A 23,786-nucleotide genomic window follows, 5' to 3' on the forward strand; every position below is an offset into this window, starting at 1 on the left:
TGTCATGACTTGCGAAAAAGGCCGCATCCGAGGATGCGGCCTTTGGTGTTTGTCAGGCAGATATCACTTCTGCTTGATACGGCCATCCAGATAAGGCTGATACGGCGCGTTTTCGGCCAGATACTCGGCCGTGACATCCGCCAGATCGGGTCCGAAATCATAGGCGTTCTTGTCATCGCCCGAAAACACGGAATAGCCGTCGCCGCCGTTGCGGACATAGTTGTTGGTGACCACCAGATAAGTCGCCGCCGGATCAATGGGTTCAAAACCACCATCCTTGGCGACCATCACCTCGGTAATGCGGCCTTCGTTCGGGGCGACCGACGGGTCCCAGGTGAAGGTCATACCAGCCACCTGCGGGAAGCGGCCTTTGACCTCTTCCACCTGGCTTACGCCATTCTCCAGCGCGTCGATGACGCCCTGACCGCTGATCTCAAAGGTCGACAGCGTGTTCTGGAAGGGCAGCACCGTCAGCACCTCGCCCATGGTCACCTCGCCCTCGTCAATCGAGGCGCGCAGTCCGCCTGCATTGGCAATCGCAATCTGCGCGCCTTGATCCGCGACACGCGCCAGCATTGCGTCGGCAACCAGATTGCCCATCTCACATTCCTGCACACGACAGATATCCCGCGACCCCTCGATGGCAGCCCCGGAATTGGCAACGACGCGCTGCTTCATCTCTTCGATCGGGGCGCCCATTTCCGCGACGCGTGCAGCGATATCCGCGTCCGGGGTGACCGAGGCGTCCAGCAGGATCGGCGCACCCTCTGCGGAAATCAGGTTGCCGTCATCGTCGAATGTCAGCGTGATTTCGCCCAGATATTTCGAGTAGGCATAGGCCTGAACAACAGGTACGTCGCCGACCATGGTCGGGTAGGCACCTGCCGCATCCTCATCCGTGTTCGACAGCAAAGTGTGCGAGTGGCCGCCGACCACCAAATCCAGACCGGGCACTTTCTCGGCAATTTCGATGTCCTTGGCCAGACCCACGTGGTTCAGCGCGATGATGATGTTCACACCGTCTTCCTGCAGGGCAGCGACATCAGCCGAGAGGCTGTCGATCTCATCCTGAAACACGACATCTTTGCCCGGGCTGGACGTCTCAATAGTGTCTGTCGCCAGCGCAGAGATGATGCCTATTTTCTGGCCGCCAACGTCCAATACAACGTGGTTGTCCACCTTACCCTTCAACTCGGCCGACGAGGACAGGTCCAGATTGCCCGAGATTACCGGGAAACTGACCGCATCAATGAACGCCGCCAAACCCTCCGGGCCGTCGTCGAACTCGTGGTTGCCAACCGCCATTACGTCATAGCCGATGGCCTCCATGAACTCGGCTTCTGCCGCGCCTTTGTAAGTTGTGTAGAACAGAGAACCCTGGAACGGATCGCCTGCATCCAGCAACAGGACATTTTCATCGGCCAGCTCCGCCCGCTTGGCATCCACCAAAGTTTTCAGGCGCGCCACACCACCGAAACACTTGCCCTCGGCTTCGCCCTCAGCGTCGCAGGTTGAGTCGTATTTGTTGATGGATTCGATCCGGCTGTGCAGATCGTTGGTGTGCAAAATGGTCAACTTGTATTCGGCCGCAGCCATACCGGCAGTCAGGCCCAGAGCGGCAACCGAGGCCAGAAAACGGGTGAACATCATGTAACTCCCTGTGGTTGTTTGACGTGATGGTGCGCCGTGCATCCCGAAGAGTCAAAGGGGGAAATCCGGCTTGATTCTGCCCGTCGCGCGGGGCATCAGGGCATCATGCTGATTTACAAGATTTTCCGTGCCGATGAATGGGCGACCCTGCAGGCGCTGGGGGCCTCGGATGGTGCGCCCGTTGATGTGGCGGATGGGTTCGTGCATTTCTCGACCGCCACCCAGGCCGCCGAAACGGCGGCCAAGCACTTTGCCGGGACCCAGGGGCTGACGCTGCTGGCCTGTGATGCGGACGCTATGGGCGATGATCTGAAATGGGAGGTTTCGCGCGGCGGTGCCCTGTTCCCACATCTCTATCGCCAGATACGGATGACGGATGTGGTCTGGTCCCGCGACCTGCCATATGACGGGCAGGCCCATCGCTTCCCGGAGGAGATGGAATGAACCGCTTCATCGACCCCGAGCGCGAGCAATTCGAGGCGTTCAAGGCCCTTGATCGGGATCATCCGATCGAGATGCTTAATCTGGTGAGGTTTCGCGATCTGGCAGACTATCCGTCAGATCATCCGTTGGCCGATACCGGGCTGACCGGCGCGCAGGCTTATCGCAACTATGGAGTGGAAACTGCGCCGATCATTGACCGGATCGGCGCGTCAATCCTCTGGCGCGGCGCGTTTCAGGCCACGCTGATCGGTCCGCAAGACGAAGCATGGGACGCAGTGTTCATCGCCCGCTATCCCACCGCTCATGCGTTTCTAGATATGGTGACCGATCCCGGCTATCGCGCCGCTGTGGTCCACCGACAGGCCGCCGTTGAAACCTCGCGCCTGATCCGCTGCGCACCAACAGAAGGTGGAGTGTCCTTCGGATGAAACTGACCGAGAAACTAGGGCTGGCCGCCCTGCACCGACTTGACCCCGAAACCGCGCATGGGCTGTCGATCAGGGCCCTGACCGCGGGGCTTGCGCCGACGCCCGGCCCGGTGACGTCCGACCGGCTGAGAACCCGTGTCGCAGGACTGGATCTGCCCAACCCGGTCGGGCTGGCCGCTGGTTTCGACAAGAACGGCGAGGCGCTGGCCCCGCTCTCACGCGCGGGGTTCGGGTTTATCGAGGTCGGTGCCGTGACCCCGCGGCCGCAGCCCGGCAACCCAAAGCCGCGCCTTTTTCGCCTCTCCGAAGACCGCGCCGCCATCAACCGGTTCGGCTTTAACAACGAGGGCATGGAGGTCATGGCCCGTCGCTTGGCTCACCGCCCTAAGGATGCCGTGATCGGGCTGAACCTTGGGGCCAACAAGGACAGCGACGACCGGCCCGGAGATTTTGCCAAGGTGCTGGCCCATTGCGCGGCGCATCTGGATTTTGCCACTGTCAATGTCTCGTCCCCCAACACCGAAAAGCTGCGCGATCTGCAAGGCAAGGCGGCGCTGAGCGCGCTGCTGGGCGGCGTGATCGAGACCCGCAATTCTCTGCCCCGCCCGATCCCGATTTTCCTCAAAATCGCGCCGGACCTGACCGAGACCGAACTACAGGATATCGCTGATGTCGCGCGCGAAACCGGCGTGGATGCGGTGATTGCCACCAACACAACCTTGTCCCGCGACGGCTTGCACAGCGCACACAAAGATCAGGCGGGCGGCCTGTCCGGTGCACCCCTGTTCGAGAAATCGACCCGTGTGCTGGCGCAGCTCAGCCGACTGACCGGCGGAGATATCCCCCTGATTGGCGTTGGCGGCATCAGTACGGCGGAACAAGCCTATGCCAAGATTTGCGCCGGGGCATCTGCGGTGCAGTTCTATACCGCGATGGTCTATGGCGGAATTTCACTGGCTGCCGAAATCGCCCGTGGGCTGGACGCGCTGCTGGCACGCGACGGGTTCTCGTCGGTTGCGCAAGCGGTCGGCAGCAAACGCGAGGACTGGCTGTGATCGAATACTGGCACAATCCCCGCTGCTCCAAATCCCGTGCCGGACTGGCGCTGCTACAGGACAACGGCGCGCAACCGGAGGTGCGCAAGTACCTTGAGGATGCCCCCTCGGTCGATGAAATCCGGGCGGTTCTGTCCAAGCTGGGCATTCCGGCGCTGAATATGATGCGCACCGGCGAGAAGGTGTTCAAAGAACTGGGCCTGACCAAAGACGCCCCGGAAGAGGTGCTGATTCAAGCGATGGCAGCGCACCCGATCCTGATTGAACGCCCTTTAGGCATTTCAGGCACCAAGGCCGCCATTGGCCGCCCGCCCGAGAACCTGCTGGACCTGCTTTAGGCGATCTGCGCCTCCAACCTCGGGTACCTCCAGCCCAGCGTGACGCCGCGCGCGATGTTCAACACCATCAGCGCAGCCCAGAGCCCGTGATTGCCCATCGTGGGGACCAGCACGAACAGCGCCACCACATAGATCGCAACCGATTGAATCATTGCGTTGCGCATCGCGCGGGTCCAGGTGGCCCCGATGTAAATGCCGTCATACATCCAACTGGCCACCCCGATCACCGGGGCAAGCGCAGCCCAGAACAGATAGTCCCGCGCGGCGCTGCGCACCTCGGGCGAGGTCGACATCAGGTCAATGAGCGCTGGTCCGGCCAGATAGAACAGCAGCCCCAGCGCAACCGCCCCGCCCACGCCCCATTGCGAGGCCATCACCGATGCGCGCCGGACCTTCAGCCGATCACGTGCGCCAACCGCGCCGCCGACCAGCGCCTCGGCCGAGAAGGCGAAGCCGTCCAGCGCAAAGGCTGTGATCTCAAGGAACTGTAGCAGGACCTGGTTGGCGGCCAGATTCACGTCTCCTAAATCTGAGCCCACGAACAGAAACGTGGTGAACGCGCCCGTTAACAAGACCGAACGCACCATGATGTCGCCATTCACCTGCAACATCCGGCGCAGGCGGCTGGCGTCGAAAATGCGCGGCCAGTCCCGCCACTGTTTGCCGCTGAACGCGTCGCCACACAGCCATAAACCCAGCGCGAGGCCGGTCCATTCCGCGATCAGGGTCGCGATGGCAACGCCCTCGACGCCCCAGCCGAGGCCCAGAACGAACCATAAATCCAGCACGATATTCAGACCGTTCATCCAGACCTGTAGGATGAACACACCCCGCGTGCGCTCGACCGCGATCAGCCAGCCGGTCACCGCATAAAGGGCGATGGTCGCAGGCGCACCCCAGATACGGATTTCCAGATAAGCGCGGGTCAGCGCCTCGACCTCGGCGCTGGCCGGGGACAGGGCAAAGGCCCCGAGGAAAACCCAGACCTGAGCGGCGATAAAGAACAGCCCCGCCGTGCCGCCCAGCAACAGGCCACGCATCAGCAGCGCTCCGGTCTCAGCCGTATCGCCCGCCCCGCGCGCCTGCGCGGCCAGCCCCGTGGTGCCCATGCGCAGGAAGCCGAAAATCCAATAGATCGCCGACAGGATCACTGCGCCCATGCCGACCGCACCGATGGGGGCGGCCTGCCCCATCTGGCCCACGACGCCGGTGTCCACCGCCCCAAGGATCGGAACGGTCGCGTTCGACAGCACAATCGGCAGCGCGATTTTCAGCACGCGCCGATGGGTGATGGGCGCGTTGGCGTCCTCCACGCTTAGGCCTGTGTCGGAGGCTGCGGCATCAGGAAATGCCCCGTACCCTGCGCAAACAGCTTGGCGTGGTTGTCCTGCCACGCCTCGACCCGGACCGAGGCATAGCGCCGCCCCGACCGGTTGATGAACGCCCGCGCATAAGCATCGCGCGGCAGGCCCGAGCGCAGGTAGTCGACGGTGAAATCGATGGTCTTGGGAAAGCGGATATTTTCGTTAGTCAGAATATCCTCGGCATCGATCTCACCGCTTTCGATCCTTGGGAACATATGCTCCCAACTCAGAGTGATGACGGCGGTGACTTCGAGAAAGGCCGCCGTTACGCCGCCATGGATGGCGGGCAGAAACGGATTGCCGATCAGCTTTTCGTCGAAATTCAATACACCGGTCAGCTCATCCCCGCGTCGGTCGAATGTGATGTTCAGGAATTGGATATAGGGCACCCCTTCGACCAGCGCTGTCAGCGCGGCGTCGCGGCGGTGCTTGACCACCTGCATGGGTTCGGGTCGCGCGCGCGCCATGTCAGCGACCCTCCACTGTGAATGCGCCCGAGGCGGTGGCGACGGGGCGGTCGCTGTCATCATCCGTTGCGGTTGCGCGCACAAATGCAACGTTGCGCGTGATGTGATAGCACGTGGCGCGGGTGCGGATGCTCTGTCCCGGCGTTGCCGCACGCATATAGTCGATGCGCAGGTCGATGGTGGCCGTGCCGCCCGGGGCGGATGGATGGCTCATCACCGCAGCACCGCAACAGGTGTCCAGCATCGCAGACACCGCGCCACCATGGATCACCCCGGTGCGAGGATCGCCAATCAGCTTTTCGTTATAGGGCATCGAGATTTCGGCCTCACCCTCACCGATATGGGTCAAATCGAGTCCCAAAGCCTTGGCATGCGGGATCGCCTCGATGAATTGGCGCGCTAAAACTGTCTTGTCGACCATAGGGTTGGGTCCTGTCCTTGTGCCTGCCCCTTTATGGGCCTGCGCCTGCGTCAAGGGCAAGCCCACCTGTTGCGCTTGCCCGCCCAACACCCTAGGTTGCAGCCGAGGAGACCCGGAATGTCCGACACCCGTTTGTCATTCAAAGAAATGTGCGCCGAGTTCGACGTGACTCCGCGCACCCTGCGTTACTACGAATATATCGAATTGCTGCAGCCCGACCGCGAAGGCCGGTCGCGGTTTTACGGCCCCCGTGAATGCGCCCGGATGAAGCTGATCCTGCGGGGCCGCAAGTTCGGGTTCCCGCTGGAAGAAATCCGCCAATGGCTGCTGATCTATGAAGATCAGGGCAATCAGGCCCAGATGGCGACGTTTATCGAGATGGCAGATCGCCAGATGGAAGAGCTGCGCCAGCAGCGCGCGCAACTGGATGAGGCGATGGACGCGCTGCAGCAGCTTCGCAATCAGACGGTTGAGCTGCTGAAATAGCCCTTCCCTTACGGCAAGAAAATTTCTCGAAACCACCCTTTACGCGGCCGGATGTTACGTCAACTTATTTGTGACGCAGCGTCCACATTACGTAAACGTCACTTGTGTGTTGTAAAACGCTCATCGACTGCGCAACTCAATCAACATGACGCCAGTGATGAGAGTTTGAACCATGACCGAAGATCTGCTGACCATCCGCGAAATGTGCGAGACCTATGATGTCACGCCCCGCACTTTGCGGTTCTACGAGGCCAAAGAGCTTTTGTTTCCGATCCGCGAGGGCCAGAAGCGCCTGTTCACCAAACGGGACCGCGCACGCCTGAAACTGATCCTGCGCGGCAAGCGCTTTGGCTTCAGCCTCGAAGAAATCCGCCAGCTTCTGGACCTGTACCATGTGGGCGACCAGCAGGTCACCCAGATGTCCCGCACCTATGAAATCGCGTGCGAGCGTCTGGCCGACATGGAATCACGCCGCGAAGAGCTGACACAGGCCATCGACGAACTGAAAGAGCAGTTGCGCTGGGGCGAGAAGGTTATCGCCTCGATGAAACAGGAAAAGAAGGCGGCTGAATAAGCCCGCCCTCTCGGACATATGAATTAAGGGAGCTTCACATGCCCGTCTATAACGCGCCAACAAAAGACACACAGTTTATCCTGCATGACGTTCTGAAGGTCTCGGCCTCAGATATCCCCGGTTATTCCGAGCTTGAGACCGAATTCACCGCAGCCGTGCTGGAGGAAGCAGGCAAAGTGGCCACCAACGTGCTGCACCCACTGAACGTGGTGGGCGACACCGAAGGGTGCCGGTTGGAGAACGGGATTGTCTACACCCCTACGGGTTTCAAAGATGCCTTCGAGCAGATGAAGGAAGGCGGCTGGACGGGCCTCGACATGCCGGAAGAGTATGGCGGCCAGAACATGCCCTACGTCATGGGGACGGCCGTGGGCGAGATCTTCTCGGGCGCAAACCAGGCATTTGTGATGTATCAGGGCCTGACCCATGGGGCGGCTTCAGCGATCTTGGCGCACGGGTCTGAAGAGCAGAAGAATACCTACCTTCCCAACATGGTTAGCTGTGAATGGACCGGCACCATGAACCTGACCGAACCGCATTGCGGCACCGATCTGGGCCTGATGCGCACCAAGGCGGAACCGCAGAGCGACGGCAGCTATAAAATCACCGGCCAGAAAATTTTCATCTCGTCCGGTGATCACGACATGGCTGACAACATCATCCATCTGGTGCTGGCGAAGATTCCCGGCGGCCCCGAGGGCATCAAGGGTGTGTCTCTGTTCATCGTGCCGAAGTTCATCGTCAACGAAGACGGCTCGCTGGGCGAACGCAATGGTGTGTCGGTCGGCAAGATCGAAGAGAAAATGGGCATCCACGGCAACTCGACCTGCGTCATGAACTATGACGAAGCAACCGGCTGGCTGCTGGGCGAAGAACACAAAGGCATGCGCGCCATGTTCACCATGATGAACGAAGCGCGTCTGGGTGTGGGCATGCAAGGTCTGGCACAGGCCGAAGCCGCGTTCCAGAACGCCTTGGAGTATGCGAAGGACCGCCTGCAAGGCCGCGACGTGACCGGCGTAAAGAACCCCGATGGCCCTGCCGATCCACTGATCGTTCACCCGGACATTCGCCGCAACCTTATGGATCAGAAAAGCTTTACCGAGGGTGCGCGCGCGTTCATCCTGTGGGGCGCAACGATGATCGACAAGGCGCATCGCTCGGGTGACAAGGACGCGGACGGGCTGATCTCGCTGCTGACACCGGTCATCAAGGGCTTCCTGACGGATGAAGGCTACGACATGACCGTTCAGGCGCAGCAGGTCTATGGCGGCCATGGCTACATCGAAGAATGGGGCATGTCGCAATACACCCGCGATGCCCGTATCGCGATGATCTATGAGGGCGCAAACGGCGTTCAGGCGCTTGATCTCGTTGGTCGTAAGCTCGCGCAGGATGGCGGTAAGCACGTCATGGCGTTTTTCGAGATGGTCAAAACCTTCTGCAAAGAAAACGCAGGCCAGAACGAGGCCTATGATGAAGCCTTCATCGAACCACTGAAAGCCGCGTCCAAAGATCTGCAGGCCGCAGGCATGTATTTCATGCAGGAAGGCATGAAGAACCCCAACAACGCTCTGTCTGGTTCTTATGACTTCATGCACATGTTCGGCCATGTGTGCCTGGGCCTGATGTGGGCACAGATGGCCAAGGCCGCACAAGACGCGCTGGACGGTGGAGCCTCGGACAAAGAGTTCTACGAGACCAAGATCAACACCGGTCGTTTCTACATGGCCCGCCGCCTGCCCGCGACCGCCATGCACCTGTCCCGCATCCAGACAGGTGCGGACACGGTGATGGCACTGGACGCTGCGAACTTCTGATCTCAGGGTGGGTTCGGGCACTGAAACCCGAACCCACATTCAAAGGAGACAAGATGCCGAAACGCTTTCGCCTGACCCGCCGATTTCCGGTCGCCATGACCGAAGAAGGTTATCGCAAACTGCGCGGCTTCGCGCGCGAGGCCGGTCTTGATGAAGGTGAAGCACTGTCATTTCTGTTCGAGAACTTCAACAGCGTGATTGATCACGAAAACCTGACGCACAGGCTGCGCATTTTCAACTCGGAGTTGGAGGCGCGCAAGCGGTGAAAACAAAATGCAAATCAACCGGCATCGCGAGCTCTGAGCTCAGATGCCTCCGGCGGGAGTATTTTTGAAAAGATGAAGATGCGATGCGTCCCTGCCACCGGGCGCACTCGCCATCAGGACAGGGACGACTTCACCTTTTACGGCCATCGGCTCTCCAGCCTGTACCGCAGGGTCATGAAGACAGAAGACCGTTAATTGAACGTTACGAAAGCAACTTCATCTTTTCACAAATACTCATTTCCGACCTAACCGCACACGCCATGGGAGGGGCGTTCTTATGACCATCAAGCTTCATTGCTTCGGAGAAAGCGGGAACTCGTACAAGGCCGCCCTCGCGCTTGAGATGTCCGGACTGGATTGGGAGCCGGTCTTTGTCGATTTCTTTGGCGGGGCAACGCGAACGCCGGAATACCGTGCTGAAGTAAATGCAATGGGCGAAGCGCCGGTGATGGTCGACGGCGATTTCAGCACCAGCCAGTCGGGCGCGATTCAGGCATATGTGACCGAGAAGTCCGGCAAATTCGGCGGCAAAGATCGCGACCAGAATTATGATATCTTCCGCTGGGTTTTGTGGGACAACCACAAGCTCAGCTCGGTGGCTGGCTTGACCCGGTTTCTGTGCAACTTCCTACCCGAAGAGCATCGCAATGCGGATGTCATCGCCTTCAACCAAGGGCGTTTGAAGGCCGCTTATGGCGTGCTGAACGCACATCTGGAAGGCCGCGACTGGATCGTTGGGGATGGCGTGACCAATGCCGATCTCAGCTGCTGCGGTTATCTTTATTACCCCGAACCCTTCGGCTTTGATCGCGCCGACTGGCCCAACATCGACGCCTGGCTGACGCGCCTCAGCGAACAGCCCGGCTGGAAACACCCCTATGACCTGATGCCCGGCAATCCGTCGGATCGAGCTTGAGGAGAAGACCCATGACCGAAGCTTACATTTATGACGCCCTGCGCACCCCGCGCGGCAAAGGCCGCAAGGATGGCAGCCTGCACGAGGTGACCTCAGTGCGGCTGTCCGCCCTGACCCTGAACGCGATGAAAGAGCGCAATAATCTGGAAGGTCACGCCGTTGAGGACGTGATCTGGGGCAACGTCACCCAAGTCATGGAGCAAGGCGGCTGTCTGGCGCGCTCGGCTGTTTTGGCGTCCGATCTGGATCAATCGATCCCCGGTCTGGCGATCAACCGGTTCTGTGCCTCGGGTATGGAAGCCGTGAACCTTGCAGCCAACCAGGTCAAAGGCGGCGCAGGCGAGGCCTACATCGCGGGCGGTGTTGAGATGATGGGCCGCGTGGCCATGGGAAGCGACGGTGCCGCGATTGCTGTGGACCCGACGCTGGCAATGGAGACCTATTTCGTGCCGCAGGGCATCTCGGCCGACATCATTGCGACCGAGTATGGGTTCAGCCGCGACGACGCCGACGCACTGGCCGTTGAGTCTCAGAAACGCGCGGCGGCGGCTTGGGAAGACAACCGGTTCGAGAAATCGGTGATCTCGATCAAGGACCAGAACGGCCTGACCATTCTGGATCGTGACGAATACATGCGCCCCGGTACTGACATGCAGTCGCTGGGTGCTTTGAACCCGTCTTTCGCGATGATGGGTGAGCAGATGCCGGGCTTCGACAAGGTCGCGATGATGAAGTACCCGCATCTTGAGCGGATCAACCACATCCACCACGCCGGCAACAGCTCGGGCATCGTGGACGGTGCAGCTGCGGTTCTGATCGGGAATAAGGAATTCGGTGAGAAATACGGCCTGAAACCCCGCGCACGTATCAAGGCCACAGCCAAGATCGGCACCGACCCGACCATCATGCTGACCGGCCCGGTTCCGGTGACCGAGAAAATCCTTGCTGACAATGGCATGCAGATCAGTGACCTGGACCTGTTCGAGGTGAACGAAGCCTTCGCCTCGGTCGTGCTGCGGTTCCAGCAGGCGTTCGATGTCGATCCCGCTTTGGTTAACGTCAATGGCGGTTCTATCGCGATGGGTCACCCGCTGGGCGCAACCGGCGCGATGATCATCGGCACCCTGCTGGATGAGTTGGAGCGTCAGGACAAGGAAACCGGTCTGGCCACGCTCTGCATTGCGTCCGGCATGGGGGCGGCAACCATTATCGAGCGGGTCTGATGCCCAAGCTGGACCTTTCGCAAATCCCCTACAGGGGCGGTTCGTCCTATCCCGGCAAACTGGCCGAGGCGGTTGGAGGCCGCTTCAACCAGGGCGTCGGCGATGCGGGTGGACTGACCCAGTTCGGGGTCAACATCGTGCGGCTGGAGCCGCAGGCCCTGTCCTCACTGCGCCATTATCATATGGAGCAGGACGAGTTTGCCATCATGCTCAGCGGCGAATGCGTGCTGATCGACGATGACGGTGAGCACCAGATGCTGCCCGGCGATTGCGCCGCCTGGCCCGCTGGTGAGGCCAATGGCCATCACCTTGTGAACAGAACCGATGCGCCCGCGAGTTTTCTAGTGGTGGGCACACGGACCCCGACCGAGACCGGCTATTACAGCGACATAGACATGATGGTGAAGGACGACGAGAACGGGTTCGCCTTCACCCGCAAGGATGGCAGCCCGCTGACGGCTGACCAGATTGGAGATGACAATGACTGATTTCACCCTCAGCAAAGACGCAGACGGCGTCGCCTTCATCACCTGGGACGTTCCGGGAAAATCCATGAACGTTCTGTCGCGCGAGGCCTTCACTCTGGTCGGCGAACTGATCGATCAGGCGCTGGCGGATGATGAGATCAAAGGCATCGTGATTACCAGCGGCAAGGAAGGTTCGTTCGCTGGCGGCATGGACCTGAGCACGCTTGCCACGATCCGTCAGGAGGCCGGTGATGAACCCGCTCAGGCGCTATTTGACTTCGTCATGAGCGGCCACAACATTCTGCGTCGGTTGGAACTGGCAGGTATGGATCCGAAGACCAAGAAAGGCGGCAAGCCGGTGGCCTGCGCCATCAACGGCACCTGCGCCGGGATCGGGACCGAGATTGCGCTGGCCTGTCATCACCGTGTTATGACCTCGAATGCCAAAGCGAAGATCGGCCTGCCCGAGATCCTGCTGGGTATCTTCCCCGGTGGCGGCGGCACCATGCGCTATAGCCGTATGGTTGGCGCGATGGCGGCGGCTCCGGTCCTGCTGGAAGGCAAGATGATGGACTCGAAGAAAGCCAAAGGCGCGCAGTTGATCGACGCGGTCGCGGACGATCCAGTTGCCGCAGCAAAGGAATGGGTTCTGAATGCCAAGGACGCCGATCTGGTCAAGCCATGGGACGCGAAGGGCTACAAAATGCCCGGCGGCGCGCCGTATCACCCGGCTGGCTTTATGACCTTCGTTGGCGCAAACGCGATGGTGAACGGCAAGACACAAGGTGCTTTCCCGGCGGCAAAGGCTCTGCTGAGTTCGATCTACGAAGGCGCGCTGGTTGACTTCGACACCGCCCTGAAGATCGAGGCGCGGTGGTTCACCAATGTCCTGATGAACCCGTCCTCATCGGCAATGATCCGGTCGCTGTTCCTGAACAAGGAAGCGTTGGAGAAAGGCGCGGTCCGCCCCAAAGATGTGGCCGATCAGCGCGTCAAAAAAGTCGGTGTTCTGGGCGCGGGCATGATGGGGGCTGGTATCGCGCTGGTCTCGGCGCAGGCCGGGATGGAGGTTGTTCTGGTCGACCGTGATCAGGCTGCCGCCGACAAGGGCAAGGCCTATAGCGAGAGCTACATGGACAAAGGCATCAAGCGCGGCAAAGCCACCGCTGAGAAGAAAGAGGCCCTGCTGGCGCAGATCACCGCGACCCCCGATCTGGAGCACCTGAAAGGCTGTGATCTGATCATCGAGGCGGTGTTCGAAGACCCCGGCGTCAAGGCCGAGATGACCAAGAAGGTCGAGGCGATCATCCCCGAGGATTGCATCTTTGCCTCGAACACCTCGACCCTGCCGATCACCGATCTGGCGAAGGCCTCGGTGCGGCCCGAGCAGTTCATTGGCATCCACTTCTTCTCGCCGGTCGAGAAGATGTTCCTGGTCGAGATCATCAAAGGCAAGGAAACCGGTGATCGCGCGGTCGCCAAGGCTCTGGACTACGTACGCCAGATCCGCAAGACGCCGATTGTGGTCAACGATGCGCGCTTCTTCTACGCCAACCGCTGCATCATCCCCTACATCAACGAAGGTGCGCGCATGATCACCGAGGGCGTCAGCCCCATCCTGATCGACAACGCGGCGCGTCAGCTGGGCTTCCCGGTCGGACCGATCCAACTTACGGACGAGACTTCGATCGATCTGGGTGCCAAGATTGCACGGGCGACCAAGGCGGCGATGGGTGATGCCTATCCCGAAAGCCCCTCGGACGATCTGATCTTCTGGATGGAGGAACAGGGCCGTTTGGGTCGCAAGGCCAATGCTGGCTTCTTCGACTATGACGACAAGGGCAAGCGCGTCGAATATTGGAAGGGTCTGCAGGACAAGTACCCGCTGGCCGCCGAGCAGCCTGACCTGATCGAGGTGCAGGAACGTCTGATGTTCGCACAGGTTCTGGAAGCCGTCCGTGCGCTGGAAGAAGGCGTTCTGGAAGACATCCGTGAAGGCGACGTGGGCGCGATCTTGGGCTGGGGCTTTGCGCCTTGGTCCGGTGGCCCGCTGAGCTGGTTGGACATCATCGGCACGCCCTACGCAGCCGAGCGTTGCGGTCAGCTGGCCGAGGCCTATGGCGAACGTTTTGCCTGCCCACCGCTGCTGCGTGAAATGGCCGAAAAAGGCCAAAGCTTCTATGGTCGGTTCAACCCGGAAGCTGAGGCCGCGTAAGAAAACAGATGCAGGCGCATAAGGTCATGCGCCTGCATCATTCTTTTTGAAGTGTTAGGTCAGGTCTGCCATTCAGGCCGCAGAAACAAAGGCGGCATACTCGGCCGTCCCGGACGCCCCGGTCGGCGTATCCCCGAAGGGGGCCGGATCGGGAAAATCGGTTCTTGCGGGATGGGTGCAGGCAGTGCACCCAATGGGTTTGCAAAAGCGGAAATATCGCCCCTGGTTGCAACCGCTTCGATCAACAGTTCGGCATCCTCGGCATCAGCGACCTCATAGGCGCTTGTCGGCCCCAGAGCCGCCACCATCCGGCCGGCCGGACAATAGGCCTGAAACCCGCCTTCGATGAACACGACCTCATCCTGATCGAAAAATAATGACGTCACATCAAAGGTCTGGGCCGGTGTCTGCGAATGCAACCGCCCCACCCCGCTGAGCATGCGGGCGGGCACAATCGAGATACCCTCGATCCCCAAACCCAGCTTGCCCTGATCCAGCGCCATGCCCTGTTCAGGCATCAGCCAGACAGGTCGCCCGTTATAGGCCGCGCGCGACGGGACAAGCACCGGCAGATGCTCGGCCCGTCGCTCATCTCCGGGAACAACGATACGGTCGACGCTGGCGCGCCGAAGCTCGCGAAAGCCGTGATCCAGTGTGCGCACCAGATCACCCGCGACCAATCTTTCGACCGGTTTCCAACCGCTGGTTGTTGCAACCTTGGTTCCGTGCAGTAGGCCCCCACGACGTACTGACACGGCTGTCCCCGAAAAGGCCCCCCGGCCCCTGTCTTCCTGTTTCGAATACCCCGAAACACTCACTACTTCTAACACGTGCCTTCCCCTTTTTGGCACCTTCAAACAAAACAGAAGGGTCTGAGTGTTGTGCCTTAAAGGGGCTTAGTTTCGCCACATTTGGGGCAAATTTCGGTTAATTTCGCCGCATTTAGCCGGATTTCGGTGGACAAAGCCGCAGGCGAACGCGGGTTTGGACGCCCTGCGGAAACGACGGGGCGCGAATCCGGTTCAGGGTTGGGCCAGCAGACGACGTTCTCTCCACCCCAGCAAGACCCCTGCCGTTGCGATCATCGCGATGCCGATGATCTGCATCACGCCCACGGATTGCCCAAAGGCCACCCATGCAAACAGCGGACCGAAGATCATGACCGAGTATTCGAACACCGCCACATAAGACGGTTCGCCCAGTTGATAGGCTTTGATCAGCATGAACACCGCGATTGTCGAGCCGACAGCCTGCACCACAACCCACGGCACCGCCGCGTGCATCGGCCAGACCCAGCCGCGCAGCACGAACCCCTCGGGCCCGGCCACCGCTGTAGCCGGAGATAGTGCCAACCAGACCAGCCCCACCCCTCCGGCCAAACCAAGCGTCGCCACCATCGCGGCCAACAGAGCGACGGTGCTTTCGCCCGCGCAATGGGTGCGCGTGACGACGGCGCTGAGGGCATAGAAGAAACCACCGGCCACGGGTAGCAGGGTTTTGATGTCGAAGGATTGTGGATCGGGCTGCAACACGCACAGGATACCCGAGAAGCCCAACAGGACGGCAACGATCCTCCATGGCCCGATATGCTGCTTCAGGATCAGGGCCGAGATAAGCAGCACAAAGATGGGTGACGTGAACAACCCGGCCAGTGCCTGCGCGATCGGCATCAGCGCCAGTGCGCTGAAATAGAACAGCATGGCCAGAGTGATCAAAACACTACGCAGCGCGACGATGCCATAGCGGCGGGGTCTCAGGCTACCCAGCCCCAGCAACGACAGGCAAGCGATCAGCGGCAGCATAAGCAGGGCACGGCACAGGTGGAATTGCCATAGCCCGATGGTCCCTGCCAGACGAATCACGAAGTTGTCGATGACGCCGATGATTGCCATCGCACAGACCATCAGCATCGATGCCAGCGCCGAGGACCTCTCGTGTTCCACCCCTGATATCCCCCTTGCCGCAAATACGCTCGCCCCGATCCGGCCCAGTCAGCATATTTTCGAAACCGCGCGCAACAGGTTTGCGCCGTTGGTTTTCAACATGCTAGGCTCGGGGCAAAATAATACTCGAGCAGCTTTACCCGATGACCGCACTCAAACAGTATCAGCGGATCGAAGCCACCGGTCTGTGGCGCCCCACGCCCGACGAGCAGCGGCGCGAGGTCGTGGTGTCCATTGGCGAGGCCACACTGACCATCTCGGATTTCAACGACCGGGCGCTGACTCATTGGTCGCTGGCCGCGCTGGAGCGGCAAAACCCCGGAGCCTATCCGGCGATCTTCCACCCCGACGGCGACCCGGGTGAGACGTTGGAGCTGCCCGAAACCGAGACCACGATGATCGAAGCCATCGACCGCCTGCAACGCGCCATCGACCGCGCGCGACCGCATCCCGGTCGGCTGCGCTGGCTCAGTGTCGCAGGGGTAGTATTGGCGGTTGTTGCCTTGCTGCTGTTCTGGCTGCCCGGCGCATTGCAGCGCCACGTGGTCGCCGTGGTGCCCGAGATCAAACGGCAAGAGATCGGTAATGCGATTCTGCACCGGATCGAACGTGTTTCAGGCAAAGCCTGCACCTCACCCGACGCACAGGACTCGCTGGATCGACTGGCGCGCCGGACGGGAGTCCGGCAGATCGTGATCCTGCCCGCTGGGGTGCCGGACAGCCTCAGCCTGCCGGGCGGGACGGTTCTGTTGAACCGGGCTCTGGTCGAGGATCACGAGGACCCCGCCGTTGCCGCAGGCTATGTGATTGCAGCACGCGCGCGCGGCGCAACAAGACCCGCTGGATGAGCTGTTGGACCGGACCGGCCCCACGACAGCCTTCCGGTTGCTGACCACGGGTGAGCTGACCCCCGAAATCGTGGACGCCTATACCGAACAGGTGCTGTCAGAGCCGCGCCCGACGATCACCGACAACGACCTTCTGGCCGTGTTCGCACAGGCTGCCCTGCCCTCGACGCCATACGCATATGCCCGCGATATCACTGGCGAGACCGTTCTGGGCCTGATCGAGGCCGACCCGATGGCAGGGCGCACTCTGGAACAGGTATTGCCGGACCGCGACTGGGTCCGGCTGCAGAATATCTGCGGGCAATAGCGCTTATTTGGTACCGAACATGCGATCTCCGGCATCGCCGAGGCCGGGCATGATATACCCCTTCGAGTTCAGCTCACGGTCCAGCGCCGCCGTGACGATATGCACATCCGGATGCGCCTCTTTCATGCGCGCAACCCCTTCGGGCGAGGCCAGCAGGCACAGGAACCGGATATCGGTGGCGCCCGCCTCTTTCAGCAGATCAATCGCGGCGGCCGAACTGTTACCGGTCGCCAGCATCGGATCAACGGCGATGACCAGTCGATCCTTCAGCCCTTCCGGGGCCTTGAAGTAATACTGTACCGGCTCCAGCGTCTTTTCATCGCGGTAAAGCCCGACAAAACCCACACGAGCCGAGGGGATCAATTCCAGTACCCCGTCCAGCATTCCGTTCCCAGCCCGCAGGATCGACACCAGCGCTAGTTTCTTGCCCGCCAGAATAGGTGCGTCCATCTCTTCCATCGGGGTTTCGATATGGCGGGTGGTCAGCGGCATCTCACGCGTGACCTCATAGGCCAGCAGCAGCGTAATCTCACGCAAAAGCTGCCGGAACGCGGCGGTCGAGGTGCCCTTGTCCCGCATGAGCGTCAGTTTGTGCTGCACCAGCGGGTGGTCGACGACGGTCAGATGTTCGCTCATGAGTTCTCCAGTCTTTTCTTGACCCGCGCGCGGGTGTCTTCATCACAGAATGCCGCGTTCAGTGCGTTCTGGTTCAATTCGGCAAAGTCTTCGGCCTCCCAGCCAAAGGCTGCAGCCAACATCTCATATTCACGGCGCATTGTGGTATGGAAAAACGGCGGGTCATCGGTTGAGACCGTGACCTTCACGCCCGCATCGCGCAGCTTGGCAATCGGGTGGGCAGCGAAATCGGGAAACAGACCCAGCACCACGTTCGAGCCCGGACAGACCTCAAGCGTTACATCCTGGTCGATCAGTTCGCGGATCAGGTCCGGGTTCTCGTAAGCCCGCACGCCGTGCCCAACCCGTTCGACCCCCAGATCACGAATGGCATCCCGTACGCTGTCGGGCCCGCCGAATTCTCCGGCATGGGTGGTCAGGCGCAATCCGGCCTCGCGCGCGCAATCAAAGGCCCACGCGAAATCGCCCTGCGTATGGACGCCTTCGTTGCCGCCCATGCCAAAGCCGGTGATCCAGTCTCCAGCCGTCTCAGCCGCGCAAAAGGCGCTGCGCTTGGCCTGCTCGGGACCGAAATGGCGTACGCAGGTCACTACCCCGCGCAGGGTGATGTTGAACTTGCGCTCGGCCTCGTCCGCAGCGTCCTGAATTGCGGTCAGATAGTCGCGCCACGCGTGCAGATCGCCACCACCGCAGAAGTCGGGGCTGAGAAAGGTCTCGGTATAGACCACGCCATTCGACGCGCTTTCTTCGAGGATCGCCAGCGTCAGGCGGCGGAAATCTTCGGGCGACTTCAGCACTTCGCAGGCCGCCTCATAGACACTGAGGAAGTGAGCGAAGTCACGGAAGTCGTAGGAGCCATCGGGCTTGAAAATGCCGCTGAGATCCACCTTCTTTTCATGCGCCAACTGACGGATAAAAGCGGGCGGGGCTGCGCCTTCATGATGCAGATGCAGTTCGATCTTGGGCAGGTCGGCAACGGTCATAGAAAGCTCCGCCCCGGTCCTTGCGACGGAATGTTCAGATGGTGAGCGATACTGGCCGCGACATCAGCAAAGTTGATCTGGCCGATCTCGCCCGCACCCTGCCCGGCCACTAGCACAGGCACCTGTTCGCGCGTGTGATCGGTCCCGGTCCAACTGGGATCATTGCCGTGATCTGCGGTCAGCAGCATCAGGTCTCCGGGGCGCAGGTTTTGCAGGATCACCCCAATCTCACGGTCGAACCATTCCAGCGCACGGGCATAGCCGCTGATATCTCGGCGGTGGCCATAGAGACTGTCGAACTCCACGAAATTGGCGAAGGTCAGGCTGCCCTCTTCGGCCTCATCCACCAGTTCCGAGAGATGCCGCATCAGGCTCGCATCCGAACCTTTGCGCAGCGTATCAATCCCCTGCATCGAGAAGATGTCGCCGATCTTCCCCACCGCATGAACGCGATGGCCAGCGTCCTGCGCCCAGTTCGTCAGCACCGGCGCGGGCGGCAGGATGGCGAAATCCTTGCGGTTGGTGGTGCGGGTGAAACCATCCTCTGGCGATCCCACGAAGGGCCGCGCGATCACGCGACCCACTTTCATCTTATGCAATTGCGGGGCCAGTGTTCGGCACATGTCCAGCAAACGGTCGAGGCCAAAGCTGTCCTCATGTGCCGCGATCTGAAAGACGCTGTCGGCAGAGGTATAGCAGATCGGCCAGCCGGTACGCATATGCTCGGCGCCGAGCTCCGCGATGATGGCCGTGCCCGATGCGTGACAATCGCCGAGGATTCCGTCGGTTCCAGCCGCCTCGGCAGCGGCCCGGCTGAGATCAGGGGGGAATGCGGGCTTGGTGTCTGGGAAATAGTGCCAGTCCCACGGCACAGGCAAACCCGCCAGTTCCCAATGGCCCGAGGGCGTATCCTTGCCCGGTGAATATTCGTGCGCGCAACCCCAGAGCCCCGTTGGCGTGGCGTCCAGCCCCGGCGTTGCGTCACCCGAGGCCAGCCGCACCGCAGCCCCCAGACCCAACGCATCGAGATTGGGCAGGCGCAAAGGGCCCGAACGCCCGTCTTCGGCGCGTCCCTCAGCGCAGGCCTGCGCGATATGGGCCACCGTGTTCGCACCGGTATCCGGTACGGTGCCGTTGAAGAACTGATCGGCATCCGGCGCGCCCCCGATGCCAACCGAATCCATCACCACAAGGAAAGCGCGGCTCATGCGCTGATCCTTTCATGCACATGCGGCGGTTGATCCACGGGCGTATCGCTGATCGTCACGGCATTCAGCACCACCTCAGATGCCTGCCGCGCTGCGTCTTCGCGTGCGGCATGGACCACGGCCAGCGGTGCGCCTTTCTGAACCGTCTCGCCCAACCGTAAGATGCCAGACAATCCGACCGCCGGGTCAATCTCATCGCTTTCGACCTGACGCCCGCCGCCCAGCGCAACCACGGCAAGGCCCAGCGCCTCGCCATCGATGGCCGAGATATAACCATCGTGTGGCGCGGGCACTTCCTGAATCACGTTGGCCTCGGGCAGGAACCGCGCCCATGTGTCGACGAAATGCACCGGACCTCCGACGGCGGCCATCATCCGGCCAAACCGTTCAGCGGCACGGCCATCGCGGATTACTTCGGCGATCTGCGCCGTGCCCTCTTCGACCGAGGCGCACATCCCAGCATCTGCCATCAACACGCCGCCCAGTTCGGCAGAGATATGGGCCAGAGGCGAATCCTGCCCGCTGGTCATGGCCCGCATCACCTCGGCCACTTCCAGCGCATTGCCCAGCGCCGGAGCGAGCGGCTGGTTCATATCGGTGATCACCGCCGAAGTCTTGCACCCCGCCGCATTCGCTGTCTCGGTCAGCGCCTGCGCCAGCCTGCGCGCATCGTCGAGCGTTTTCATGAACGCCCCGCTGCCCACCTTGACGTCCAGCACCAGTGCGTCTGGGCTGGCGGCCAGTTTCTTGGACAGGATCGACGCCGTGATCAGATCGAGGCTTTCCACCGTCGCCGTCACATCGCGTATCGCATAGAGCCGCTTATCCGCTGGCGCGATCTGGCCGGTGGCCCCCACAATCGCAGCACCCGCGTCTTTCAGAACCTGCGCCAGACGGCTCTGACCAATCTGGGTTGTCACGCCGGGAATAGCCTCAAGCTTGTCCAGCGTGCCGCCGGTATGACCCAGCCCCCGGCCCGAGATCATGGGAACATAGGCCCCGCATTCCGCCAGCGCCGGGGCCAGAACGAGGCTGACGCAATCCCCGACACCCCCGGTCGAATGCTTGTCGATCACCGGGCCGTCCAGATCCCAGTGCAGCACCTCGCCGCTGTCGCGCATGGCACGAGTCAGATCGGCCCGCCCCTGCGCACCCAGCCCGCCCATGCAGACCGCCATGGCAAAAGCCCCCGCCTGCGCATCGCTGACGCCCCCATCCGCGAGGCCTTGCGCGAACCAGTGCAGTTCCTCGCCCGAGGGCACCTCAGACCGGCGCAGCTTGGCAATGATCGAGCGGGCGTCCATTCAGTTGCCTTCCATATGCGAGGCCCCAAAGGCACCGGGCAGCAGATCAGTAATAGTGGTGCGGGTTTCAACGCCGTCGACGGTTGCCATCGTAACCACAACATCGCCTTTGCCGAATTCGGCCAGTTTCTGGCGGCAGCCGCCACAGGGCGGTACCGGCTGCGGGCTGCCGGCGACCACGTAGACCTCGGTCAATTCTGTTTCACCCGCGGCGACCATTGCGGCGATAGCCCCGGCCTCGGCGCATGTGCCTTCGGGATAGGCGACGTTCTCGACATTGCACCCGACATACGTCTGGCCCGAGCCAGACCGGATCGCGGCCCCAACCTTGAAATTGGAATAAGGCGCATGGGCGTTTTCCCGAACGGCGCGCGCGGCATCTTTCAGAGACATGGGCGATTCCCGATTTTTTGATCACTTGGTCAGAATACCGCACCCTAAAGGAAATCGCCCGGTGATTTGAAGCCCCAGGGCGCGGTTATCCACAGGCTTCTAGCCCAGCGTGGTGTTGAAGGTGCCGGGCAGCGTGACCTCAAGCAGTTCGATGTCATCCGAAGGGTCAGACAACCGGGTCCGCATACCCGGTGGAATTACAAACGCATCGCCCTGTTCCAACCGGAAGGGATCGCGCCCTTCGCCTTCCAACGTCACCTCGCCGTTCATGACGAACGTAAAGTGGATATCCGTGTCATGGCTGGCCCACTCCGGGTCGCCCTGCCCCCGACGCACGACCTGCACCCCGGCGACGCCCTTGGTGTTCTCGGCAATCGTCGTGTCGCGGCAGATGTAACCCGGTAAGCGGAAGGGCACCCACGCAGCATCCTTGGCCTGATTGTAGACGAACCGTTGCCCCTGCCATTCACGATCCGGGCGATAATCCGGGGTGGGCAATTCCATCTGATGGTCGATCTCGGTCACATGCTCGGCGGGCACTCCGATCTCGATCACCTGCACGTTGTCCGAGGCTTCCAGGACCCGGTGACGGATTTCCGGCGGTTGGATAAAGCAATCCCCGGCGGTCAGGCGCATCTTTTCGCCCTGATCCTCATAAACCACATCAACCCAGCCATGAATGCAGAAGATCAGCTGAAACCCGACCTTGTGGAAATGCACCATATCCGGCACCGGGCCGCCATCCGGGATGCGGATATGGCTGGCAATGATTGAGCCGCCCAGACGGTCCGGCACCAGATCGCGATAGTGCATTCCGGCCCGTCCGATGATCCACGGGGCCTGATCCTTGAGGCGGCGCACCACGTAAGAGTGCACCGTCTCGGGCATCACCATCGGGGGGTTCAGTTCCTCGATCTCGACCCGCGTGCCATTCGGCGCAACAAGGCTGCGCTGACCGTCGGCAAACCCATCCGGATCCTCGGTCAGAATGCGCAAGGTGCCTGCGGCCTCGGGCGCGTCCTTTTCGATCCGCAGCCGCAGACCATGCCCCGAAAACACAGCTATGCGTGGGTCATCAGCGGGATAGATCATGTCCATCCGCATCCCCAGAACCTTGGTATAAAATGGAATATCGTCGCGCAGTTCCTGTGTCGGCAGGCGAATCTCAGCGCGTGTCTGGCTTTCGGTCGAGGTCATTTGGCATCTCTTTGGTCTTCGATCTCGGCCATCCGATCAGAACAGCCGCCAAAATACCAACCGAAAAGTACATCTCAAGCGTTTCTTCCAGAACAAACAGACGCGTCGCCATCAAAGACGAAACGCCGACATCAAGAAAACCGCTGACCTCTTCCAGAAGCTGCGCCACAACGGCGGCCGCTCCGGCCAGAACAAACACCAGCAGGAACAGAGCCCGCTGTTTCAGCGCCCGCCAAGCAGAAGGGATGCCGTGCCAGACGGCCCCACCGACTATGACCAGCCCCAGCAAAACCCGCACCGCCGTCATATCCAGCAGTACGTCCAGACCGTGCAGCAACACAAAGGGCAGGCTGCCCTCGGCATAGACGTCCGCCTCAAGCTCGCGTTCGGCCAACAGCAGGCAGACCAGCCCGATATAGGCGCGGCTGATCCCCCGGTACCTGACCAGCGCAACCAGCCCTGCCGTAAACAGGGCCGCTGCTGAAAGCGTCTCGATCAGACCGCCTTCCTGATTGAAGATCGCGGCTTGCTGTGGCCAGATCAGGATCACGCACAACAACAGGCCGCCGGCAAACAGCGCCAAGCGCGCAAACAGCCGCCCCGCTCTGTTCGAAGCAACAGGATCAGCATCCACCAACGGGGGGTAGAGATCGTCTTTGTAGCTCATGTTCTTGGTCCTGCCGCCTGCAAAACTTGAAGTGTCTGGCGAATTGGCTGAATGTAAAAGTTTTACGACAAAGCGCAAGGAACGTCTGCGTGATGACTTAGGCTGACGCAGCGTAGCCAAGCCGAAAAAAATAGTTTAACGATCAAACAAATTCTGGAACGGAGTT

The 23,786-nt window shown here is 61.0% G+C and carries 25 protein-coding genes and 1 pseudogene; 13 read left to right on the forward strand and 13 right to left on the reverse strand.

Features of this window, described 5'->3' with window-relative positions; all coding sequences use genetic code 11:
- Positions 1–63: 63 nt before the first annotated feature.
- Positions 64–1,647, reverse strand: a complete 1,584-nt coding sequence (locus ACR3EN_RS00800) for a bifunctional metallophosphatase/5'-nucleotidase (RefSeq protein WP_480819513.1) — start codon at positions 1,645–1,647, stop codon at positions 64–66.
- Positions 1,648–1,755: 108 nt separating this feature from the next.
- Between ACR3EN_RS00800 and ACR3EN_RS00805 the strand changes: the two genes are divergently transcribed.
- Genes ACR3EN_RS00805 through arsC form a run of 4 tightly spaced genes read left to right on the forward strand, consistent with a single transcriptional unit; the run spans position 1,756 to position 3,915 of the window.
- A complete protein-coding gene (locus ACR3EN_RS00805) occupies positions 1,756–2,094 on the forward strand; it encodes a DUF952 domain-containing protein (RefSeq protein ID WP_480819512.1) in 339 nt (112 codons plus the stop codon).
- Positions 2,091–2,522, forward strand: coding sequence for a DUF1330 domain-containing protein (locus ACR3EN_RS00810; RefSeq protein ID WP_480819511.1), 432 nt, complete (start codon positions 2,091–2,093; stop codon positions 2,520–2,522). Before ACR3EN_RS00805 ends, ACR3EN_RS00810 begins: the two co-directional genes overlap by 4 nt.
- Entirely contained in the window at positions 2,519–3,577 is a 1,059-nt protein-coding gene (locus ACR3EN_RS00815) for a quinone-dependent dihydroorotate dehydrogenase (protein ID WP_480819510.1), read from the forward strand. Before ACR3EN_RS00810 ends, ACR3EN_RS00815 begins: the two co-directional genes overlap by 4 nt.
- Positions 3,574–3,915 carry an arsenate reductase (glutaredoxin) gene (gene arsC, locus ACR3EN_RS00820; RefSeq protein WP_480819509.1) on the forward strand — a complete coding sequence of 114 codons (342 nt, stop codon included), beginning with the start codon at positions 3,574–3,576 and terminating at the stop codon, positions 3,913–3,915. The genes ACR3EN_RS00815 and arsC overlap by 4 nt, the downstream gene beginning before the upstream one ends.
- On the opposite strand, the gene ACR3EN_RS00825 is transcribed toward arsC, so the two are convergent.
- Genes ACR3EN_RS00825 through ACR3EN_RS00835 form a run of 3 tightly spaced genes read right to left on the reverse strand, consistent with a single transcriptional unit; the run spans position 3,912 to position 6,167 of the window.
- A complete protein-coding gene (locus ACR3EN_RS00825; protein ID WP_480819508.1) occupies positions 3,912–5,228 on the reverse strand; it encodes an MATE family efflux transporter in 1,317 nt (438 codons plus the stop codon). The two genes, arsC and ACR3EN_RS00825, sit on opposite strands and share 4 nt — an antisense overlap.
- Before the next feature lie 2 nt (positions 5,229–5,230).
- Positions 5,231–5,746 (reverse strand): PaaI family thioesterase, encoded by a 516-nt coding sequence (locus ACR3EN_RS00830; RefSeq protein WP_480819507.1) that lies wholly within the window; start codon positions 5,744–5,746, stop codon positions 5,231–5,233.
- Between the two features lies 1 nt (position 5,747).
- Positions 5,748–6,167, reverse strand: coding sequence for a PaaI family thioesterase (locus tag ACR3EN_RS00835; RefSeq protein WP_480819506.1), 420 nt, complete (start codon positions 6,165–6,167; stop codon positions 5,748–5,750).
- A gap of 117 nt (positions 6,168–6,284) precedes the next feature.
- Between ACR3EN_RS00835 and ACR3EN_RS00840 the strand changes: the two genes are divergently transcribed.
- From ACR3EN_RS00840 to ACR3EN_RS00875, 8 genes are all read left to right on the forward strand, one after another.
- On the forward strand, positions 6,285–6,653 hold the full coding sequence (locus tag ACR3EN_RS00840) for a MerR family transcriptional regulator (RefSeq protein ID WP_480531464.1): 369 nt from the start codon (positions 6,285–6,287) through the stop codon (positions 6,651–6,653).
- Positions 6,654–6,825: 172 nt separating this feature from the next.
- Positions 6,826–7,227 (forward strand): MerR family transcriptional regulator, encoded by a 402-nt coding sequence (locus ACR3EN_RS00845; RefSeq protein ID WP_480819505.1) that lies wholly within the window; start codon positions 6,826–6,828, stop codon positions 7,225–7,227.
- A gap of 38 nt (positions 7,228–7,265) precedes the next feature.
- Positions 7,266–9,047: an acyl-CoA dehydrogenase C-terminal domain-containing protein gene (locus ACR3EN_RS00850; protein WP_480819504.1), complete on the forward strand. Its 1,782-nt coding sequence runs from the start codon at positions 7,266–7,268 to the stop codon at positions 9,045–9,047.
- Between the two features lie 53 nt (positions 9,048–9,100).
- Positions 9,101–9,313, forward strand: coding sequence for a hypothetical protein (locus ACR3EN_RS00855; RefSeq protein WP_480819503.1), 213 nt, complete (start codon positions 9,101–9,103; stop codon positions 9,311–9,313).
- A gap of 277 nt (positions 9,314–9,590) precedes the next feature.
- The gene (locus ACR3EN_RS00860) at positions 9,591–10,229 is read left to right on the forward strand and encodes a glutathione S-transferase family protein (protein ID WP_480819502.1); all 639 of its coding nucleotides are present in this window, start codon (positions 9,591–9,593) and stop codon (positions 10,227–10,229) included.
- Between the two features lie 11 nt (positions 10,230–10,240).
- Complete coding sequence (locus ACR3EN_RS00865; protein WP_480819501.1) at positions 10,241–11,452, forward strand: acetyl-CoA C-acetyltransferase; 1,212 nt, start codon at positions 10,241–10,243, stop codon at positions 11,450–11,452.
- Positions 11,452–11,940, forward strand: coding sequence for a cupin domain-containing protein (locus ACR3EN_RS00870; protein ID WP_480819500.1), 489 nt, complete (start codon positions 11,452–11,454; stop codon positions 11,938–11,940). The genes ACR3EN_RS00865 and ACR3EN_RS00870 overlap by 1 nt, the downstream gene beginning before the upstream one ends.
- Positions 11,933–14,134, forward strand: a complete 2,202-nt coding sequence (locus tag ACR3EN_RS00875) for a 3-hydroxyacyl-CoA dehydrogenase NAD-binding domain-containing protein (protein WP_480819499.1) — start codon at positions 11,933–11,935, stop codon at positions 14,132–14,134. The genes ACR3EN_RS00870 and ACR3EN_RS00875 overlap by 8 nt, the downstream gene beginning before the upstream one ends.
- Positions 14,135–14,193: 59 nt before the next feature.
- On the opposite strand, the gene ACR3EN_RS00880 is transcribed toward ACR3EN_RS00875, so the two are convergent.
- A complete protein-coding gene (locus ACR3EN_RS00880) occupies positions 14,194–14,889 on the reverse strand; it encodes a Hint domain-containing protein (protein ID WP_480819498.1) in 696 nt (231 codons plus the stop codon).
- Between the two features lie 267 nt (positions 14,890–15,156).
- Positions 15,157–16,077, reverse strand: coding sequence for a DMT family transporter (locus ACR3EN_RS00885; protein ID WP_480819497.1), 921 nt, complete (start codon positions 16,075–16,077; stop codon positions 15,157–15,159).
- A 143-nt stretch (positions 16,078–16,220) separates the two neighbouring features.
- Here ACR3EN_RS00885 and ACR3EN_RS00890 point away from each other — a divergent pair.
- Positions 16,221–17,232 (forward strand): annotated as a pseudogene (locus tag ACR3EN_RS00890) (hypothetical protein).
- A gap of 3 nt (positions 17,233–17,235) precedes the next feature.
- Here ACR3EN_RS00890 and upp read toward each other — a convergent pair.
- The 7 genes from upp to ACR3EN_RS00925 form a co-directional block, all read right to left on the reverse strand.
- Positions 17,236–17,868, reverse strand: a complete 633-nt coding sequence (upp, locus tag ACR3EN_RS00895) for a uracil phosphoribosyltransferase (protein ID WP_480819495.1) — start codon at positions 17,866–17,868, stop codon at positions 17,236–17,238.
- Entirely contained in the window at positions 17,865–18,851 is a 987-nt protein-coding gene (locus ACR3EN_RS00900; protein ID WP_480819494.1) for an adenosine deaminase, read from the reverse strand. Before ACR3EN_RS00900 ends, upp begins: the two co-directional genes overlap by 4 nt.
- Positions 18,848–20,059 (reverse strand): phosphopentomutase, encoded by a 1,212-nt coding sequence (locus tag ACR3EN_RS00905; protein WP_480819493.1) that lies wholly within the window; start codon positions 20,057–20,059, stop codon positions 18,848–18,850. The genes ACR3EN_RS00900 and ACR3EN_RS00905 overlap by 4 nt, the downstream gene beginning before the upstream one ends.
- On the reverse strand, positions 20,056–21,363 hold the full coding sequence (locus tag ACR3EN_RS00910; protein ID WP_480819492.1) for a thymidine phosphorylase: 1,308 nt from the start codon (positions 21,361–21,363) through the stop codon (positions 20,056–20,058). The genes ACR3EN_RS00905 and ACR3EN_RS00910 overlap by 4 nt, the downstream gene beginning before the upstream one ends.
- Positions 21,364–21,756, reverse strand: coding sequence for a cytidine deaminase (locus tag ACR3EN_RS00915; RefSeq protein WP_480819491.1), 393 nt, complete (start codon positions 21,754–21,756; stop codon positions 21,364–21,366).
- Positions 21,757–21,855: 99 nt separating this feature from the next.
- Positions 21,856–22,953, reverse strand: a complete 1,098-nt coding sequence (locus ACR3EN_RS00920) for a cupin domain-containing protein (protein ID WP_480819490.1) — start codon at positions 22,951–22,953, stop codon at positions 21,856–21,858.
- Positions 22,922–23,620 (reverse strand): hypothetical protein, encoded by a 699-nt coding sequence (locus tag ACR3EN_RS00925; protein ID WP_480819489.1) that lies wholly within the window; start codon positions 23,618–23,620, stop codon positions 22,922–22,924. The genes ACR3EN_RS00920 and ACR3EN_RS00925 overlap by 32 nt, the downstream gene beginning before the upstream one ends.
- Between the last annotated feature and the right edge of the window lie 166 nt (positions 23,621–23,786).

The sequence above is a fragment of the Ruegeria sp. G7 genome, assembly GCF_056535465.1.

Excerpts from the sequence above, each read along its gene's own strand:
- ACR3EN_RS00810 (WP_480819511.1), top strand. The coding sequence starts at position 2,091 with ATGAACCGCTTCATCGACCCCGAGCGCGAGCAATTCGAGGCGTTCAAG.
- ACR3EN_RS00900 (WP_480819494.1), bottom strand. The coding sequence starts at position 18,851 with ATGACCGTTGCCGACCTGCCCAAGATCGAACTGCATCTGCATCATGAA.
- ACR3EN_RS00870 (WP_480819500.1), top strand. The coding sequence starts at position 11,452 with ATGCCCAAGCTGGACCTTTCGCAAATCCCCTACAGGGGCGGTTCGTCC.
- upp (WP_480819495.1), bottom strand. The coding sequence starts at position 17,868 with ATGAGCGAACATCTGACCGTCGTCGACCACCCGCTGGTGCAGCACAAA.
- ACR3EN_RS00915 (WP_480819491.1), bottom strand. The coding sequence starts at position 21,756 with ATGTCTCTGAAAGATGCCGCGCGCGCCGTTCGGGAAAACGCCCATGCG.
- ACR3EN_RS00860 (WP_480819502.1), top strand. The coding sequence starts at position 9,591 with ATGACCATCAAGCTTCATTGCTTCGGAGAAAGCGGGAACTCGTACAAG.
- ACR3EN_RS00800 (WP_480819513.1), bottom strand. The coding sequence starts at position 1,647 with ATGTTCACCCGTTTTCTGGCCTCGGTTGCCGCTCTGGGCCTGACTGCC.
- ACR3EN_RS00815 (WP_480819510.1), top strand. The coding sequence starts at position 2,519 with ATGAAACTGACCGAGAAACTAGGGCTGGCCGCCCTGCACCGACTTGAC.
- ACR3EN_RS00805 (WP_480819512.1), top strand. The coding sequence starts at position 1,756 with ATGCTGATTTACAAGATTTTCCGTGCCGATGAATGGGCGACCCTGCAG.
- ACR3EN_RS00875 (WP_480819499.1), top strand. The coding sequence starts at position 11,933 with ATGACTGATTTCACCCTCAGCAAAGACGCAGACGGCGTCGCCTTCATC.
- ACR3EN_RS00830 (WP_480819507.1), bottom strand. The coding sequence starts at position 5,746 with ATGGCGCGCGCGCGACCCGAACCCATGCAGGTGGTCAAGCACCGCCGC.
- ACR3EN_RS00905 (WP_480819493.1), bottom strand. The coding sequence starts at position 20,059 with ATGAGCCGCGCTTTCCTTGTGGTGATGGATTCGGTTGGCATCGGGGGC.
- ACR3EN_RS00845 (WP_480819505.1), top strand. The coding sequence starts at position 6,826 with ATGACCGAAGATCTGCTGACCATCCGCGAAATGTGCGAGACCTATGAT.
- ACR3EN_RS00850 (WP_480819504.1), top strand. The coding sequence starts at position 7,266 with ATGCCCGTCTATAACGCGCCAACAAAAGACACACAGTTTATCCTGCAT.
- ACR3EN_RS00910 (WP_480819492.1), bottom strand. The coding sequence starts at position 21,363 with ATGGACGCCCGCTCGATCATTGCCAAGCTGCGCCGGTCTGAGGTGCCC.
- ACR3EN_RS00865 (WP_480819501.1), top strand. The coding sequence starts at position 10,241 with ATGACCGAAGCTTACATTTATGACGCCCTGCGCACCCCGCGCGGCAAA.
- ACR3EN_RS00925 (WP_480819489.1), bottom strand. The coding sequence starts at position 23,620 with ATGAGCTACAAAGACGATCTCTACCCCCCGTTGGTGGATGCTGATCCT.
- ACR3EN_RS00855 (WP_480819503.1), top strand. The coding sequence starts at position 9,101 with ATGCCGAAACGCTTTCGCCTGACCCGCCGATTTCCGGTCGCCATGACC.
- ACR3EN_RS00840 (WP_480531464.1), top strand. The coding sequence starts at position 6,285 with ATGTCCGACACCCGTTTGTCATTCAAAGAAATGTGCGCCGAGTTCGAC.
- ACR3EN_RS00835 (WP_480819506.1), bottom strand. The coding sequence starts at position 6,167 with ATGGTCGACAAGACAGTTTTAGCGCGCCAATTCATCGAGGCGATCCCG.
- ACR3EN_RS00920 (WP_480819490.1), bottom strand. The coding sequence starts at position 22,953 with ATGACCTCGACCGAAAGCCAGACACGCGCTGAGATTCGCCTGCCGACA.